Annotated in this window: 13 protein-coding genes and 3 tRNA genes; 9 read left to right on the forward strand and 7 right to left on the reverse strand. The window is 50.7% G+C overall.

Translation table 11 applies throughout. The annotated features are described in order from the left end of the window. Positions 1–25 precede the first annotated feature (25 nt). Together ACFMKP_RS10410 and ACFMKP_RS10415 are read right to left on the reverse strand one after the other, a co-directional pair. A complete protein-coding gene (locus tag ACFMKP_RS10410; RefSeq protein ID WP_204755381.1) occupies positions 26–688 on the reverse strand; it encodes a metalloregulator ArsR/SmtB family transcription factor in 663 nt (220 codons plus the stop codon). 232 nt (positions 689–920) lie between these two features. Continuing rightward, on the reverse strand, positions 921–1,316 hold the full coding sequence (locus tag ACFMKP_RS10415; RefSeq protein ID WP_382291566.1) for a hypothetical protein: 396 nt from the start codon (positions 1,314–1,316) through the stop codon (positions 921–923). Positions 1,317–1,452: 136 nt separating this feature from the next. Between ACFMKP_RS10415 and ACFMKP_RS10420 the strand changes: the two genes are divergently transcribed. Continuing rightward, positions 1,453–2,865 (forward strand): hypothetical protein, encoded by a 1,413-nt coding sequence (locus tag ACFMKP_RS10420; RefSeq protein ID WP_382291568.1) that lies wholly within the window; start codon positions 1,453–1,455, stop codon positions 2,863–2,865. 41 nt (positions 2,866–2,906) lie between these two features. Here the strand turns inward: ACFMKP_RS10420 and ACFMKP_RS10425 are convergent. The 5 genes from ACFMKP_RS10425 to ACFMKP_RS10445 all read right to left on the reverse strand — a co-directional run bounded on the left by ACFMKP_RS10425 (position 2,907) and on the right by ACFMKP_RS10445 (position 5,450). After that, positions 2,907–2,982 (reverse strand) — tRNA-Phe (locus ACFMKP_RS10425). Between the two features lie 2 nt (positions 2,983–2,984). Continuing rightward, positions 2,985–3,060, reverse strand: a tRNA-Val gene (locus ACFMKP_RS10430). A gap of 19 nt (positions 3,061–3,079) precedes the next feature. Further along, positions 3,080–3,166: transfer RNA gene (locus tag ACFMKP_RS10435), tRNA-Leu, on the reverse strand. Positions 3,167–3,311: 145 nt separating this feature from the next. Then, complete coding sequence (locus ACFMKP_RS10440; RefSeq protein ID WP_382291570.1) at positions 3,312–3,737, reverse strand: GNAT family N-acetyltransferase; 426 nt, start codon at positions 3,735–3,737, stop codon at positions 3,312–3,314. A 66-nt stretch (positions 3,738–3,803) separates the two neighbouring features. Beyond that, positions 3,804–5,450, reverse strand: coding sequence for a hypothetical protein (locus ACFMKP_RS10445; protein WP_382291572.1), 1,647 nt, complete (start codon positions 5,448–5,450; stop codon positions 3,804–3,806). A 287-nt stretch (positions 5,451–5,737) separates the two neighbouring features. Between ACFMKP_RS10445 and ACFMKP_RS10450 the strand changes: the two genes are divergently transcribed. The 8 genes from ACFMKP_RS10450 to ACFMKP_RS10485 all read left to right on the forward strand — a co-directional run bounded on the left by ACFMKP_RS10450 (position 5,738) and on the right by ACFMKP_RS10485 (position 16,525). Further along, positions 5,738–8,854, forward strand: a complete 3,117-nt coding sequence (locus tag ACFMKP_RS10450) for an ExeM/NucH family extracellular endonuclease (protein WP_382291574.1) — start codon at positions 5,738–5,740, stop codon at positions 8,852–8,854. 247 nt (positions 8,855–9,101) lie between these two features. Beyond that, positions 9,102–10,172: a PQQ-dependent sugar dehydrogenase gene (locus ACFMKP_RS10455; protein WP_382291576.1), complete on the forward strand. Its 1,071-nt coding sequence runs from the start codon at positions 9,102–9,104 to the stop codon at positions 10,170–10,172. Positions 10,173–10,285: 113 nt separating this feature from the next. Continuing rightward, positions 10,286–10,768, forward strand: a complete 483-nt coding sequence (locus ACFMKP_RS10460) for a hypothetical protein (RefSeq protein ID WP_382291578.1) — start codon at positions 10,286–10,288, stop codon at positions 10,766–10,768. 19 nt (positions 10,769–10,787) lie between these two features. Continuing rightward, the gene (locus ACFMKP_RS10465) at positions 10,788–11,279 is read left to right on the forward strand and encodes a hypothetical protein (protein ID WP_382291579.1); all 492 of its coding nucleotides are present in this window, start codon (positions 10,788–10,790) and stop codon (positions 11,277–11,279) included. Positions 11,280–11,314: 35 nt separating this feature from the next. Continuing rightward, positions 11,315–12,043 (forward strand): hypothetical protein, encoded by a 729-nt coding sequence (locus tag ACFMKP_RS10470; protein WP_382291581.1) that lies wholly within the window; start codon positions 11,315–11,317, stop codon positions 12,041–12,043. Positions 12,044–12,177: 134 nt separating this feature from the next. Continuing rightward, positions 12,178–14,490 carry a hypothetical protein gene (locus ACFMKP_RS10475; RefSeq protein ID WP_382291583.1) on the forward strand — a complete coding sequence of 771 codons (2,313 nt, stop codon included), beginning with the start codon at positions 12,178–12,180 and terminating at the stop codon, positions 14,488–14,490. Then, the gene (locus ACFMKP_RS10480) at positions 14,487–15,440 is read left to right on the forward strand and encodes an ABC transporter ATP-binding protein (RefSeq protein WP_382291585.1); all 954 of its coding nucleotides are present in this window, start codon (positions 14,487–14,489) and stop codon (positions 15,438–15,440) included. The genes ACFMKP_RS10475 and ACFMKP_RS10480 overlap by 4 nt, the downstream gene beginning before the upstream one ends. Further along, positions 15,437–16,525 (forward strand): ABC transporter permease, encoded by a 1,089-nt coding sequence (locus tag ACFMKP_RS10485; protein WP_382291587.1) that lies wholly within the window; start codon positions 15,437–15,439, stop codon positions 16,523–16,525. Before ACFMKP_RS10480 ends, ACFMKP_RS10485 begins: the two co-directional genes overlap by 4 nt. Positions 16,526–16,589 lie beyond the last annotated feature (64 nt).

The raw sequence follows: 16,589 nt of genomic DNA on the forward strand, positions 1-16,589 counted from the left end.
CCTGCATTACCAGCCGCCAAAGAACTTAGTTATGCTTCTCGATCCCAATCTCATCGGCTTTAATCACAAAGTGACAGCCGTTATGACCTTCGACCATGCGGCGTTGAATTTCAACTTCATGGCCGAGTGCAGTTTCCATCATTTGGCGTTCCATGCTACACAAGCTATCGTGGGTTTGCGCGACCTCAAAATAGGGGCAGGCATACTCACTCACCACCCAACCACCACCAGGCGATTCGGCGACATTAATCGACATACCTTTGCGGTTCATCGTGTAGACAAATTGCATCAAGCGCTCACGCAAGGCCACGTTGGCTGGATGATCGCCCGTGTAGAGCGTTGCCAAGCGCGTACCAACCCGACTGAGCAATTGAGCCATACCCTCTGGGCCTTCGGTTGCCAAAATTTCTTCGAGCAACACATTGAGTAACACATCGTAGCCCTTGGGAAACAGCGATTGCGCCTTAGCAGTCAGGGTGTAGCGATAGGAAGGACGGCCTGGGCCTTGGCGAATCTTGCTTGGGCTAATGAGGCCTTGGTTGGTGAGATGAGTTAGTTGTTCGCGCACCGCAGTTGTGCTCACAGCCAGCGCATCTTCCAATTCCTTGACAGTCGCTGAACCTTTACGCTGAATGTAGCTCACAATATCGCCGGCGGGCGTTCCTTCTCGGATACCAAACACGGTCATAGATACCTCGCATGTTGCCTTTGACCATACCGTTGCATGGTTCGTTATTGAGAATGATTATAAATCGAGAATCATTTTCTGTCAATAAAATCGGAAAAAACTGTGTTTATTCGTATCTTCGGCCTGTTTTAAACCAAAATAAGCCCATTGCAGGGCAGATTTGGGGCAATAACCATACCAATGCTTGCGCAATGCAGCCTAGGCGGCTGCAAAAACGTTGATGAGAAGTTGATTAAGCGGCCAATAGTTCTTGGTGCAAGCGTTGGAGTTGGGCAATTGTGCGTTGGGTGCGTGGGTGTTGCTCGCCAAAACGGGCCAGATCGCCTTGCAAACGCACCTCGACGGTTTGCAAATTGCGCCGCCGATTGAGCCAACGCTGATAGTGGGCGGTGGCATGCCGATAGACTGCTTGGGCTTGAGCAAGCACAGGGTTGCCATACATTGCGCCAATCAAGCACCACAAATGTTTATCGCTGGCCAAGGGACGCAAATTGGCAGGGTTATGCCGCCATGCTTTGAGCAAACGGGTATTGGCGTTGACCGCACTGCGAATTTGCTCGGCCTCACTTGAGGAATAGTGTTCAGCAAACCATTGCAATACCGCTTCGATTCCCGTTACTGGATGCATTGCAGACCTCCTAACCAATGTTGGTTTGAGCATAGCAGCACGTTGTGACAACAACTGTCACAAGTTTTTGTCACAATTTCGATTCAGGGGTATAGTTGCGCTCTATTGAAGGCTTGCTGTTGAAAGGAAGATCGACATGGTTTGGTTGAGGGTAGCCCTGGTTGGGCTGATGCTAGCAGTGTTGCTGGGAAGTATCCCGCAAACCCAAGCTGCGAACCCAAACTCTACAGAGCGAATTTTTGGCGAAGGTGAGGGAGATCCAGCAGGCGCATTTCAGGTGCTACGGCTGCATCCGATTCCCACAACAATGAATTTTGGCGATGCTGTGCGTGGGGTCGCCAGTGGCGATAGTTGGTTGGTTGGGGTTGGTCAAAAAACCTTTTTGACGCTTGATGCAGGCAATCATTGGCAACAGCTTGATCCACAAGCGCTGTTTCCGGCAGCGGCAGGCGGCTTATGTTGTCAACAAGCCTTTGCGTACGATTATGGCCGTGATCTGTTTATTTGGTTGTTGCAGTATGCGCCTGATACTCAACGCGGCTTGGTGCGCATTGCATACACCGATAGCGCAGGTTTGGCCGAACACGAATGGGAATGGTATGACGTGCCAGCTGCCCAAGGCTATACTTGGGTTGAGCCACAGCTTGAGCTAAGCGCCAACCAAATTTGGCTAGCAATGGATCGCCAAGCCATCGGCGGGGCAATCGAAAGCACATGGGTCAGTCAGCTTCAAACTGATACGCTTGAAGATGAGTTGGTTTTTATGCGCAGCTATTCATCAGCAACGGAGCGGGCCTGGCACTTGGTGCGGGGAGCCAAAGACATGATGTATTTTGCAACCCACATCAATCAAACAACCTTGCGCATGTATGTTTGGGATGAAAACCAACCAGTTCCTACGACGAGCGACGTAACTGTGGCCGAATGGACAGCAGGCGCGCGAATTTGCCCAACGCCAGATCAGCAGAATTGGTGTGCCGACGATGATGGCCGAATTCGGGCGGGCTGGGTCGCCAAAGGCACGGTCGGGTTTATGTGGAATGCTGTTTCCAGCAACACCATTACCTTTCCCTATATTGATGCAGTGCGAGTCTATGAGCGTGACCTGAGCTTATTGCCATTTAGTTTAGCACGGCCATTTATTTTCAATGCCCAAAATGGCTTTTCGCTGCCGAGTGCTGCGGTGAATGGCCGCGATGATGTAGCGGTCAGTTTTTACCATAGCAGCACCGAGCAATATCCCACCCTTTCGAGCAGCATTTTTGATGATTTTAATGCGCCGCCCCCAGGCTGGGCCTATTACAACGTCCAAAGCAGCAGTACGACACCTCATCAACAGCGATGGGTTGGCCAACTTGATACCCAAGTATTCGGCCCAACCAACCTTGGCTGGAGCGTGACTGGCGCGAGCTTGAATGGCTGTGCTGAGGCCAGCTGTTTGCAGCCATTTATTGCCATATTCAGCCGCGAGCGCGATCGCCCAGCGATTGAGCGCTGGTTAAGCCCGGTTATGCATGAAATATTCAGCCCATTGGTTCAGATGAACTAAAACAACAAAAAACCACTGGTCGAATGACCAGTGGTTTGATTTGGTGCCACCTTCCGGGCTCGAACCGGAGACCCTACAATTTTCAGTCGTATGCTCTACCAACTGAGCTAAAGTGGCATTGGTGGGTGATGAGGGACTCGAACCCCCGACCTACTCGGTGTAAACGAGACGCTCTACCAACTGAGCTAATCACCCATATGTATGAAGAACGAATTGGTGCCCAGAGTGGGACTTGAACCCACACGAGATTGCTCCCACTACCCCCTCAAAGTAGCGCGTCTGCCAATTCCGCCACCTGGGCAGGTGGTTTGCAACATTTGGTTTGTGTTGCATTTCGTTATTCAATTGTTTAGTGCCGTGGTATTATAATCAGCTTTGGCATTCTTGTCAAATTTTATTTTCCTGCGCCAAAAGGCCGTTGTTTCGCCCGCAAAACTAGCTCAATTCTAGCTTTGCTGATTGAAGATTTCCATCCATGGTTCGGCTGATGCCAGCGGGCCAAAACCAACTTGGGCATACAAGCCTTGGGCATTTCTGGTGGCCAACAGCCAACGCCGCAAACCTTGCAACTCAGGGTGCGCGAGCATGCTTTGCACCAGCCACTTGCCAAGCCCTTGGCCCCGATATTCAGCCAAAATATAGACATCATCGATATAAGCAAAAACTGCATAATCGGTAATGACGCGCGCCAAGCCAATTTGCTGCTGGCCGTGATAGACCCCAAAACACAACGAATGCTCGACCGAGCGAATAATCAGCGCTGGATCACGTTCGGCGGCCCAATAGGTTTGGTGCAGCCCAGCAACAATCGCCGCATAATCGAGCAGGGCAGGATCGGTGCTGATTGTATAGTCGCCACGTTGCCATTGCATAAATAATCCTTCACAAAAAACAACAGCCCCAGTTGCATGAACTGAGGCTGTTGCAAAAACGAAGATCTATGGGGTGCAGCTTGGTTTGGCATTCAGCCATGGACTGAAGGTCAAGTTTACGCCGACTGCATCGCCAGTGCCAGCGCCATTTTGCTCAGGGTGATACGGGCCTGAGGCATCGCCCCACCAGTTGTTGCGGGCATCAAAGCCCACATCGCCAGTTAAGCCATAATTTTTGTGACTTTGGAAGCTATTGGCACTAATCAAAATGCGCGAGCCATCTAAGGTTGGGTCGGTTGATTTGATTTGCAAGCCATATGCGCCGCCGCTGAAGCTATTGCACTGGAAGACTGCATTCAACGATTGGTTGAATTGAGCGCGAACATTCGTGCCGCTATTACCACGGAAGCTATTCTTTTCGAGCACAATTTCAACATCATCGGCGGTTGCGCTGAGGCTTACGCCAGTTGCGCCATCGCTGGCTGTGTTGTTAATCACGTTGCTGAATAGGCGTAAGCTCTTGCCGCCACGCACCTCAGCGCTAATCGGCGCATAGCCAACCACGCGGCTGCGTTGCATATCGAAGTTGCCGCCGCTAATATACATGCGGCCTTGGTTTTCTTCAAAGACGCTATCTTGGATGATCGTATTGCCGCCGAGCGCTGAGATTAGCACGCCTTCGGCCCCGCCACCACGTACATCGACCCCGTTCAAATTGGCTTGGCCGCCATTATTAACCACAATCGATTTCCACAAGCTTTGGCCACTTTTGCGGAAGCGCGCGCCATTGGCGCTCAAGCTACCATCAACGACCAACGAGGTATTGGCATCCATCAGCACTTCAACGCCATCGTCAATCGTCAGGGTTGCGCCTTTGGCGATAATAGTATCGCGGCGAACTTTGACTGGGCTTTGAGCGATTGACCAACGGGTATTGCCACGAATCATGTCGTAGGGCAATGGCGTTGGAGTTGGCGTATTGGTTGGCGTTGCGGTTGGGCCTTCGGTCGCAGTCGCGGTTGGCGTTTCGAATGGCTCCTCAGTGCTGCTGGGAGTTTCCATAGGATCTTCGGTTGCCCTTGGATCATCGTCTTCCTCAGTTGGGAAAGGCAATTGATCGGTTGGCAACGGAATCGAATCAGTTGGTACAGGAATATTGGTTGGGGCTGGAGTGCTCTTGGTATCGGGAGTAGGATAATTGCTGCCAGAGCCTTGGGTTGGGGCAGTTGTGCTGCGATTCCCAGTGCTACTGGTTGGAAAGAGCGGCATTGACGTACCACCAACTGGCAACGTTGGAAAAGGATCAATTGTTGGAGTTGGCCCATCGCCCATTGGCGGCGGATAGGCCCCTTCAATTGTTGGGGTTGCCCGATTTGGCGCTGGAGGCCCGACTGGCCCGCCGCCTGCCACATCAGTTGCAGTTGGGCGATTGCTGGCTACTTCGGTGCTGCTAATCAGCGTTGGCGTAATTGAGCCATCGGCAGGGGCCAGCGTTGCTTGGGCCAACGTCGTTGGGCTAGACCCAGTTGCAGGCGCTTCAATTGGCGATTGCGAATTAAGCCCAAAGATTGCAGCCAACACAAAAAATGTACCAGCCATAAGAATTGTCTGATACTGGCGGATTTTTTGCATCGCACGACTTGAACGCAGGGCGCTGAGCAACTTCGCTCGTTGAGTTGGTGGGCCACTTGGTGGCAGGTTTTGCATCTCCATAGTGCGCCATGGTAGCACAGCCTGAGCCATCGTGCAATGAAGATTGGTTAAGAAATTATACTTAGTTGCCCATTGATTATGTCTATGGTATAGTCAGTCTCTACGAGATTTAACCATCAGTTAAAGCAGCATTGACATGCGGTTTATCTTCTTTATGCAGCATGACATTCCAGAACTGAAGGTTCCGCTTTGGTTTAGCCGTCACAGTTGGTGTGAACGGCCTTTCTACATGAATCGTGGAGGATTCTGTGCAATTTAAGGGTTTACGACTCCTAACAGCGTTAACGATGCTGTTCACGTTGATTGGTACTTCGTTGTCCGCGACCTACACCAAGCCGACCAGTGCTGTCTCAACCTCTCTGGTTATTAGTCAATTTCAAACTGCTGGCGTTAATGCCAGCGATGAATTCATTGAACTGCATAACATCAGTGCTAACCCAATCGATCTGAATGGTTATCGCGTAGTATATCGTTCAACGTCGGGAACGACCGATACTGCAATCACCAACTGGTCAACCTCGGTTGTGATTCCTGCTGGTGGGTTTTATCTCTTAACAAACAGCGGCTATGATGGCACTGCAACCTCTGATGGAAGCTTTAGCAGTGGCTTGGCTGCTGCTGGTGGCGGGATCGCCATCCGCAATGGTGCTGCCAATACCGGCACTATCATCGATTCAGTCGGCTTTGGGAATGCTACCAATGCCTTTGTTGAAGGCACAGCTACTGGTGCTCCTGCGGCTAATAGCAGCTATCAACGCAACAATTCAAGCTGTGCTGATACCGATAACAACGCTGCTGACTTCAGCTTGTTAACCCCTTCAGCACCACGCAATAGCAGCAGCCCAGCCGCAACCTGCGGTGGCTCACCTGTTGATAACGCACCAACCGTTGCCAGCACTGTGCCAGCCAACGCTGCCAACAATGTTGCCTTGAACGCTAACGTTACGATCACCTTCAGCGAACCAGTTACCACAACTGGCACGTGGTACACCATCAGCTGTACCAGTGGCGCTCGCACTGCTACCGTTACTGGCGGCCCAACAAGCTATGTGCTTGATCCAAGCAGCGATTTTGCTGCTAGCGATGCTTGTACGGTAACGGTTGTTGCTAGCCAAGTAACTGATCGCGATGGCACGCCAGATCAAATGGCTCAAAACCATAGCTTCAGCTTCAACACTGCGAGCGGTGTTGCCTGTGTCGGCGGCACGGTTACGCCAATCGGCCAAGTCCAAGGCACTGGCGAAACCACCCCTGCCAATGGTACGGTTGTAACCGTTCAAGGGACTGTGGTTGCCGATTATGAAGGTGCTCAACCAGCCTTGCGCGGTTTCTACCTGCAAGATGCTGGCGATAGCAACCCAGCCACCTCGGATGGTATTTTCGTGTTCAATGGTGGCGCTGACCAAGTTGCCTTGGGTCAAGTCGTCCGCGTCACGGGTACGGCTGGTGAAAACCAAGGACAAACCCAATTGAGCGGCAGCTTGACGGTTGAGCTTTGTGGCACAACCAATGTGGTTACGCCAGCACAAGTGACCTTGCCATTCGCCTCAGCTACCGAAGCCGAGCGCTACGAAGGCATGCTTGTGCAGTTCAACCAAAAATTGGTTGTTTCAGAGCACTACTTGTTGGCTCGCTTCGGCCAAGTTACCTTGTCGCTCAACGAACGCTTGATGCAACCAACCAACGTGGTTTCACCAGGTGCGCCAGCTTTGGCCTTGCAAGCTGAAAACAACTTGCACAAAATCATCCTTGATGATCCATTCAACAACCAAAATGCTGATCCGATTCTGTTTGGTCGTGGTGGCAATGGCTTAAGTGCCAACAATACCTTGCGCGCTGGCGATAGCATCACCGGTTTGCAAGGCGTTATGACCTACACCTGGGGTGGCGCAACTGCAAGCCCCAACAGCTACCGCGTGCGGGTCAGCCAATCGCCAAATTTCGTGGCCGAAAACCCACGCCCAACCTCGCTTGAGCTTGATGGCTCGTTGCGCGTGGCTGGGGTTAACGTGTTGAACTACTTCAATACCTTTGGCACAAACGCTTGTACTGGCGGGGTTGGTGGCGCTGCTACCGATTGCCGTGGGGCTGAAAACGCCACCGAATTCACACGCCAAAGAGACAAAACCATTGCCGCAATCATCATGACCCAAGCCGATGTTATTGGCTTGATGGAAATTGAAAACGACGGCTTCGGCAGCAACAGCGCCATCCAAGATTTGGTTAATGGCTTGAACGCTGCAACCGCACCAAACACCTATGCCTTGATCAATGTCGATGCGCGGACTGGCCAAACCAATCCATTGGGCACCGATGCAATCAAGGTTGCTTTGCTCTACAAACCAGCCAAAGTAAGCTTGACTGGCACGACTGCCGTGCTCAACACTGGCGCATTCGGTGAATTCAACACCGGCAGCGGCCCAACTGGTCGTAACCGCCCAGCGTTGACCCAATCGTTCACCGAAACCAGCAGCGGCGAAACCTTCACCGTTGTGGTCAACCACTTGAAGTCGAAGGGTAGCGCGTGTACCGATAACATTAGCCCAGTGCCAAGCGACCCAGATTTGGGCGATGGCCAAGGCAACTGTAACTTGACCCGCAAAACCGCCGCGCAAGAGTTGGTCAACTGGTTGAATACCGACCCAACCAATGTTGATGATAGCGATTATTTGATCATCGGCGACTTGAATTCATACGCCATGGAAGATCCAATCACCGTTATCCGTAACGCTGGCTATGTCAACGTACCAAAAGCCTTGCTTGGCGACGAAGCCTACTCATACATTTTCGACGGCCAAACTGGCTCGCTCGACCATGCCTTGGCAAGCAATTCGTTGTTCGGCCAAGTTGCCGATGTACAAGAGTTGCACATCAACGCCGACGAACCAATTGCCTTGGATTACAACACCAACTTCAAGAGCCCTGGCCAAATCACCAGCTTGTATAGCAACAACGCCTACCGTGCGTCAGACCACGACCCAATCGTGGTTGGCTTGAACTTGGGTGCAGCTCCAACTGCCAACTTCGGCACCTCAACCAAGACGGTCAGCGATACCAGCGTCGAACAAGGCGAAGTCTTCACCTACACCTTGACGATTCGCAATAGTGGCGCGGCAGAAGGCAGCTTCAGCTTGAGCGACGTGATCAACAGCAATTTGCAAATTGTGAGCGTCAGTGCTGGCTTGACCACCAGTGGCCAAACCGTCAGCACCAACAGCAGCCTTGCACCAAACTCAATCAAAACCTACACGATTGCCGTGCGCAGTGTTGGTAATTTCGTTGGAACGGTCAGCAACACCGCTGTGCTCAATAGCGATATTGATTTGACTGCCGATGACGTGACGATTACCGCAACCTCAAACCCAAGCTTTACGGTCTACTTGCCATTCGTGAACAAAAACTAATCTGGCCTGAGACCAAGCGCCCAGCACTAATTGCGGTGCTGGGCGCTTTTTTGTTAATCAGCCCAAAGCCGCTAGCCAAATTCCATTCAAAAGCCCATTCTGATGCTGCCATATCCAAAGCTTATCGATTCAAATCAGTGCCAGATCAACCTTTAGCCTAACGATCAATAAGCCAAATTGGGGCTTGAATGTGCTGATTGCAGGTTGTAAGCTAGCAGCACCACAGCTACTCAATTTGGAGCGAGAGATGCAACACCTCAAACGCATGAGTTTGATCGTCTGTTTAGGCTTGGCTTTGGCAGCATGCGCAATTCCAGGCAATTATTCCTCGGATAATCCACCGACCAGCCCACCAGCCGAATTGCAAATCGAAGCAGGCTTTACGATTAGCCCAATCATTACTGGTCTCGATCAGCCAACTGGGCTAGCCTTCGATCCTCAAGGGCGTTTGTATATTGCGCAACGCTCAGGCAGTGTGCTGATCAAAGAGGGCGCTGATCCGCCGCGCGAGTATGCCACGGGCTTCAATAAACCGCTCAGTTTGCACTGGTTTGAGCAAGCGTTATATGTGGTTGAGCAAGGCCAAATTCAGCGCTTGGATGATCACAACGGCGATGGCAGCGTCGATCAGCAAACAATTTTATTAAGCGATCTGCCTGATCAGATTGAAGCCGCAACCCTTGTCTCCGATGCGCAAGGCTGGCTCTATCTTGGGGTTGGCACCCAAGCAGATCACACTGCAACCGCTGGAATTCAAGAGGGTTATATTCGGCGCTTTCGGGGCGATGGCAGCGAAGCCAGCGTTTATGCAACTGGTTTGCGCATGCCGTTTGGCTTGGCGTTCGATGCCCAACAGCAGTTGTATGCAACCGACAACGGACGCGAAGGCTTAGGCGATGATCTGCCGCCAGATGAGGTTAATCAGATTGAGGCGGGGGCCAATTATGGTTGGCCTGCGTGTTGGGGCCAGCGCCAGCCAGATGCTGATGGCGGCGGCGATCAAGCAGCGTGTGCAACGACCAGCGAGCCAGCAGCGCTTTTGCCAGCCCATAGTGGCGTGACCGGAATTGTCTTCTATCAAGGCACAGCGTTTCCTGCCAGCTATCAGGGCGATGGGTTTATTAGTTTATCAGGTTCGTGGTATAGCCAAGAATTGCGTGGTCATAGCATTGTGCGCATGAACGCAGAAGATCAAAGCATTGTGCCATTTGCCAGCGGCTTTGCGCGCCCAGTTGGCTTGGTTGTTAGCCCGCAAGGACAGTTGCTGGTGGCAGATTATGACCGTGGCATGATCGTTATGATTGCAGCGCAACCCTAAACCTAGAGAAAGTTGCCGAATATGCCTCAATTTATCAGTATTGCATATGAACTGTAAACATTGGGGTTCTCATGTATTTTTTGACAAGCTAATCGCGAAAGTAGGCAGAATCTATGCAACAGCTTATCCTCGCCTGTGGGGTAAATCCATTAGGCCCAATTATTTTACTCTTTGGGACAGCAATTCTGCTATTTATCAGTAATATGACAATTAAATATTTCTTGCTTGCAAAAACCCATCGTTCAAAACGTCGTTCATTAATGATCGATAGTTTGAGCTTGACATTTATTGAAGGCTTTGTAATCGGCTTGGTTATTCTAGCTGCAACAGTGTTGCCACGTGTTGTATTTATTACGAAAATTGGATTTTTATTTTCCTATCAAATTATCATTTGGGCATTGTTTTGCATCATCGATACGTTTTTTATCAAACGTTGGTCAATCCAAACCAAATTTCAAGCGATTAGGCTAGACGACAGTCAACAATTACAGGTTGAGCCAGCACATCGCACTTATCTGCCGCCATGGCTGGTAGCAATCCTATCAAATACATTAATCCTTGGCTTAATTGGCTTATTGGTTTGGATAGTCAATTAGTTTATAACGAGGAGCAGCAATGCAAAAAATAATCCTTGCCTGCTGCTATGGTTTATGGCCCCAATCATTTGGCTGGCTCTATGGGTTTATCGGTTTTTGGGTAATTATAGCGCTTGTTATTGTGGTGAAAGCCTGGGTTTTCCCGCGCAGCCAATGGATTCAGCGGCGGGCACCCTTCCTTAAAAGTTTTTTGCTTTTTATGTCGGGAGCCAGTCTTAGCATGCTTGTGTTGAGCGGCATCTATTTTTTTGCGCCAGCCATGTTCAGCAATCGCCTTGGATTCGTCCCCGCCTATCACGTGATTCTGCTTGGGGCAATCTGCGTTCACGATACGCTGATATTGAACTATTGGCTCAAACAAGGCTATGCCCAAACCATCGGAGTTGATCCAAATCAGCAACTTCAGGTCGAGTCAGCCCAAAGCCACTGGTATCAACCGATCGTGCTTGGATTCGGCACTAATCTCATGCTCTTTTTGGTTATTCAGGCAATGCTTAGCCTTGCTGGCTAATGCCATTGTTACCATGGAGCAAAAGGTTGTTGATTATGACTGCACTTAATAATTCACTTGTAGCCTCAATTGAACCAGACGAGTATGATCCTTGGCTTAGCTTGCGCTATCAAACGCCACAGCAGCAAATCGTGCTCTATAGCGGCTCAATCTATCATAGTGGCATATTTGATGACGATCAAACTGAATTTTGCTTAGATTTTAATTTTGGCCATAGCTACCTGATTCAACCCTATCGCCTCAGGCGGTTTGCCGAATGGCTTGTTTTTGTGCCCATGATCGATCAAGCTACTGAGCTTGATAATGTTTGGGCTGATCACGCCCAGTTTGGGCAAGGGTTGCTAATTCCCCAACACAGCTGGGATGTTGTTTGGCAAGCAGCCGGATTTGCTGTGCGCAGCGCTGCAAGCATCCCACTTGCAACCAATGCCGATCTACAATTGCTTTGGTTGCTGACAAGCCAATTTAAGCAAGTTTCACCAGCCATGACGGGGCTAACAACTTCTATCAAGGCACTTCAGCATGCGATTCTTGCAGAAGCGCCAAACCATCAGCCTTCGATTAAACAGCTGCTGCAAGCAATGCTTGATCAACAACTGCTGCTTGAGCCAACTCCAAGTCCGCAACTCGCCGAAGGCCTGACGATTACAGCTTACTGGACTGACCACCAGCAGCGGATTCAGGAGTGGCCAGCACTTATCGTCCAGCAGCAGCAGCCTTACCTGCTGATTTTTGGCCAGCTGGTTAAAATTCTCGAAGCCTAAAATAGGGCAGTTTGCGGGCAAAAACTGATATGTTGCTGAAAATGCTGAGAGTTACTTGAAAAAGGGAACACAATTGGCCTCGTATCCGTTATGATAAGACAGCCGAAACGATTTTAGTGTGTGGAGTATTGGGTATGCGCTGGATACGCTGGTGTTGGCTGCTGTTGCTGATAGCCCTACCGATCAGTGCAGCATCGGGCCAAGAGCAATCAAATAATGGGCTAATTTGGCAAGTTGAGCCAGTATTTGGCACCACCTATCGCCCTGGCGAGTGGATGGCCTTGCGGGTCAAGGTGAGCAATACTGGCGTTGATCGCAAGGTTGAAATTCACGTTGGCAACTACAATGTTGAGCTTGATGTGCCCGGCGGCAGTCAAAAAGAAACTTTGTTATATGGCCAATTTGATCAAGCGTTTCGGGTGCCAATGGCGCTCTATTTAAATGGCGAAAAACGCGAAACCGCCACGCTTCAACTGCGCTCAACCGATCGCCCGATGGTGGCAACCTTGTTGGAGCAACCGCTGCCCCAATTGACCAAGGTAGTGCTGGTTGCGACTGATAGCAAGCAATTGCCGAATTCGGCGATTGGCCTCGATATGCTCAATGGCATTGCGCTCAATCAGCGGTCGTGGGGCGAGCTATCGCCAGAACAACAGCAAGCAATCAAACGGTGGGTCAACAATGGTGGGATGTTGTTGGTCGAGCCAAATCTGCTTGAAGATTTGCCTGCCGAACTCCAGCCAGCCCAAGTTGCAGGCGAGCAAGCTATTGCCACCACAACCTTAAGCCAAGTATTTCTTCAGCCGTTCAATGAAGCAAGCTTGAATATTGCCCTGCTTCAGCCAAATAATCAATCGGCTGCGAGCCTGAAGCAAGATCAAACGCCGATTTTTGTTAAACGCCCAGTTGGCAAAGGTTTTGTCATCGCCAGTGCGTTTAATCTCGATCAGCAGGAAATCATCGCTTGGCGTGGCTACGAAAATATGCTGGTTTCGCTCTTTCCCCAAGCCCAAAATACTGGCTGGATGGGGCCTGGCAGCAGCGAAAATATGATTCGCGATACGAATGCGCCAGCATTGCTCAACAATTTACCAGCGCTTGACCTGCCACCGCTCAAAACCTTGTTAATTCTGTTGGGGCTTTACATTGTGTTGGCGGGGCCAGTGACCTACCTCGTGCTGCGACGGCTTGATCGCATGGCCCTCGCATGGCTGACAATTCCCTCATTAACCTTGGTTTTTGCAGTGCTGGCCTATGGAATTGGCTCAAAACAACGCGGCACTGATATTTTGGTTCATGATGTGGCCTTAATCTACCCCGATGCTGATGCTAATGCGACCGTGCTTGGCTATGCAGGGATTTTCTCGCCTGTTCGCGACGAATATCAGGTAACAATCAAAAACGGGGCCTATCCACGACCACTTTTGGTCAACCCCAATATGGGCGGCAATAATGGCGGGGTCAATGCAACCCGAGCACTCTATAGCCATCAACCAGGCGATATTCGCGACTTGACGATTAATCAATGGTCGATGGAAATGTTTGCTTATGAACAAAGCATCAGCGATGCGCCGCACGTGCAAATTGAAATCAGCATGCAAGAAAAGAAAATCATTGGCACCGTGCGCAATACCAGCAAATATACGCTCAACGAAGCTGCATTTATTATGTTAGGTAATGCCCAAAAGTTTGGCACAATCGAGCCAGGCGCTGAAAAATCGATTGAATTGCAAATTAACAATAATCCTTCGATGTCGGGCGCAAGCTATTTGCTGTTTCAAAAAGAGCTTGATGCTGGCTATCAAACGCCATCCGGCCCACCACGCGACCTGTTGGCCAAAACCCAAGCACTTGATATTGCACTGCCCAACACCTATAGCTCGGTTGATCGCAACGCCGTGTTTGTGGCATTCGTCGATTTCAATCAATCGGTGATCGATTTGCCCGAAAAACGCTTTGCCGCAACCCAACGCAGCTTGTTAGTACAATATCCACAATTAAGCTATAGCCAAAATGTGGTTGAACTGAACAACAATTGGTTCAGCTATACCATGGAAGAAGATCCCAATATGGGCATGGGTTCGGCCTGTACTACCAGTGCCCGTGGCTCAGGCACAAGCATTTCGCAAAAGACTGGCATCATCCAACTTAACTTACCAGCAACGCTTAGTTCAATCGAAGCCCAATCGTTGCGCTTTTTACCAACAATCGATGGTGGCATGGTCGCACCCAACAAAGTCAACTACGAACTTTATAATTGGGTTACTGGGCAATGGGATGGCCTAAGCTTCAAAAATGGCGCGCTTGATCTGACCACCAACCCAAGCGATTATTTACAACAAGGCAGTTTGCGCATGCGCTACACCATTGATCCATCGATCGACACCACTGCTGGGTTGTGGGGCTGTTTCTCGGTTGGGCCGGTGCTTACGGGAGTGGTCAAATGAGCGAATTAGCGATTCAAACTGTTGATTTACTGCGCCGCTATGGCAAATATACTGCCGTCAACAAGCTTAACTTAGCCATCGCGCCTGGTAGTATTTTTGGCTTTCTCGGCCCAAACGGCGCTGGCAAAACCACAACCTTGCGGATGCTGGCGGGCTTGCTTGAGCCAAGCAGCGGCCAAGTCTTTTTGCATGGCCAGCTGATTCAAAAAACCAGCACAGCGGCAGCCATCGTTGGCTATATGCCCGATTTCTTTGGGGTTTACGATGATCTGCGGGTTTGGGAATATCTTGATTTCTATGCGCGTTGCCATGGAATTGAGCCAGCCAAACGCAAAAGCACCGTTGATGGTTTGCTCGATTTGGTTGATCTGAGCGACAAGCGCAATGCTTTTGTGCAACATCTGAGCCGTGGGATGCAACAGCGCTTGTGCTTGGCTCATGCGCTTGTGCACGACCCCAAAATTTTGTTGCTCGATGAGCCAGCCAGCGGCCTCGACCCCCAAGCGCGGGTTGAATTACGCGAGTTGCTGCGCACCCTACGCGATATGGGCAAAACGATTATTCTTAGCTCGCATATTTTGAATGAGCTAGAAGATATTTGTACCAATTTCGGAATTATGGCGCGTGGCCAATTGCTAGCCCAAGGCTCACTTGAAACCTTGCGCCAACGCAGCCGCCCAGCCCTCCAAATCAAAGTGCTTGATGATTTAGAGCGGGCGATGCGCTTGATTGGCGCTCAATCAGGCGTGTTGCGGGTGCTTGAGCCAGCGGAAGAAACGCCCAACCTGATCGAAGTAGAATTTGATGGCAATGAGCAGCAAGCATCACAGTTGCTGCTTAATTTAGCGCGCGCCGAGTTGCCAATTGCCGATTTCCATCGCGAAGACGATTCGCTCGAACGGCTCTTTTTGCAGCTTGTCAATGACCATGTTACGGAGGAACAGCTATGAGCAATCGTGCGGCGAGCAGGCGTTGGAGATTGCAACCAAACCCAATTGTGGTCAAAGAGTTGCGTTCGCGTATGCGTGGTGGTCGAGCCTTTATCTTGCTCACGGGCTTTTTGCTGGGCTTGGGATTGGTTGGCTATGGCTTATTTCTGCGCGCTACCACCGGCCAAAACAACGGTGCACCGATTTTTAGTGCTCAAGTTGGCCAAACCCTGTTTGCAGGCTTAGCCTTTATGTTGCTGTTTTTGGTGATTCTGATTGCGCCAGCAGTAACGGTTGGGGCAATTAGCAGCGAGCGCGAACGCCTCACCTACGAAATGTTGATTGCCACCAATTTGCCATCGCATCGCTTGCTATGGGGCAAATTGATTTCAGCGCTATCGTACATTGCGCTTTTGCTTTTGGCGGCAATTCCGCTGGGCAGCATTGTCTTTCTCTTTGGTGGGATCACCTTGCGCCATGTCATCCAAGCAGCAGTTATTATTGTGCTGAGTGCCATCACCAGCGCCATGCTTGGGATTTGGGCCTCGGCAATGACCGGCAAAACCGGACGGGCAGCGGTCGTCAGCTATGTAATTATTGCCTTGGTGTTGGGTGGATTTTTGTTTGGAGCAGAAATCTGGACGAATCGCACGACCGATCCAGTACCAACTGGGTTATTAGCGCCAAACCCGATTAGCGCCTTAGCTTCGAGCCTTGGAACCTTATCGGGGTCAAGCAGTAGCGGCATGCCATTTGAAGCAATCCCGAGGGCGGCTGGCGGCGGGCCTGGTTGGTGGCCAGGCAGCAACCCCTTCAGCAATACGGGCCTCAATTTTCCAGGTTGGCGAACCTTTTCGATTGGCATTTACCCAGCAACCGATCAATTTGGGCCTGATGGCATGCCAATTATTGCCGAGCCACGTTCGGTTTGGCGCATTACCATCATCATTTTGATTATGGCATGTCTGGGCTTCTTTTGGATGGCGCTGCATGCCGTCAAACCACGCCGCCGCTGGTGGCCAACCTGGGGCGACGCAGCAATGCTCTCAGTCACCTCGCTCAGCTTGCTTGGTTTGGGCTTTTGGATTGGCTGGTGGTTCCGTTAGACCAAGTTCAAGCGCCAATCAATAGCTCAAAAACACGAATTAAACGCCAACCCCGCGCCAATTG

This window comes from Herpetosiphon sp. NSE202 (assembly GCF_042688385.1).
GTDB lineage: Bacteria > Chloroflexota > Chloroflexia > Chloroflexales > Herpetosiphonaceae > Herpetosiphon.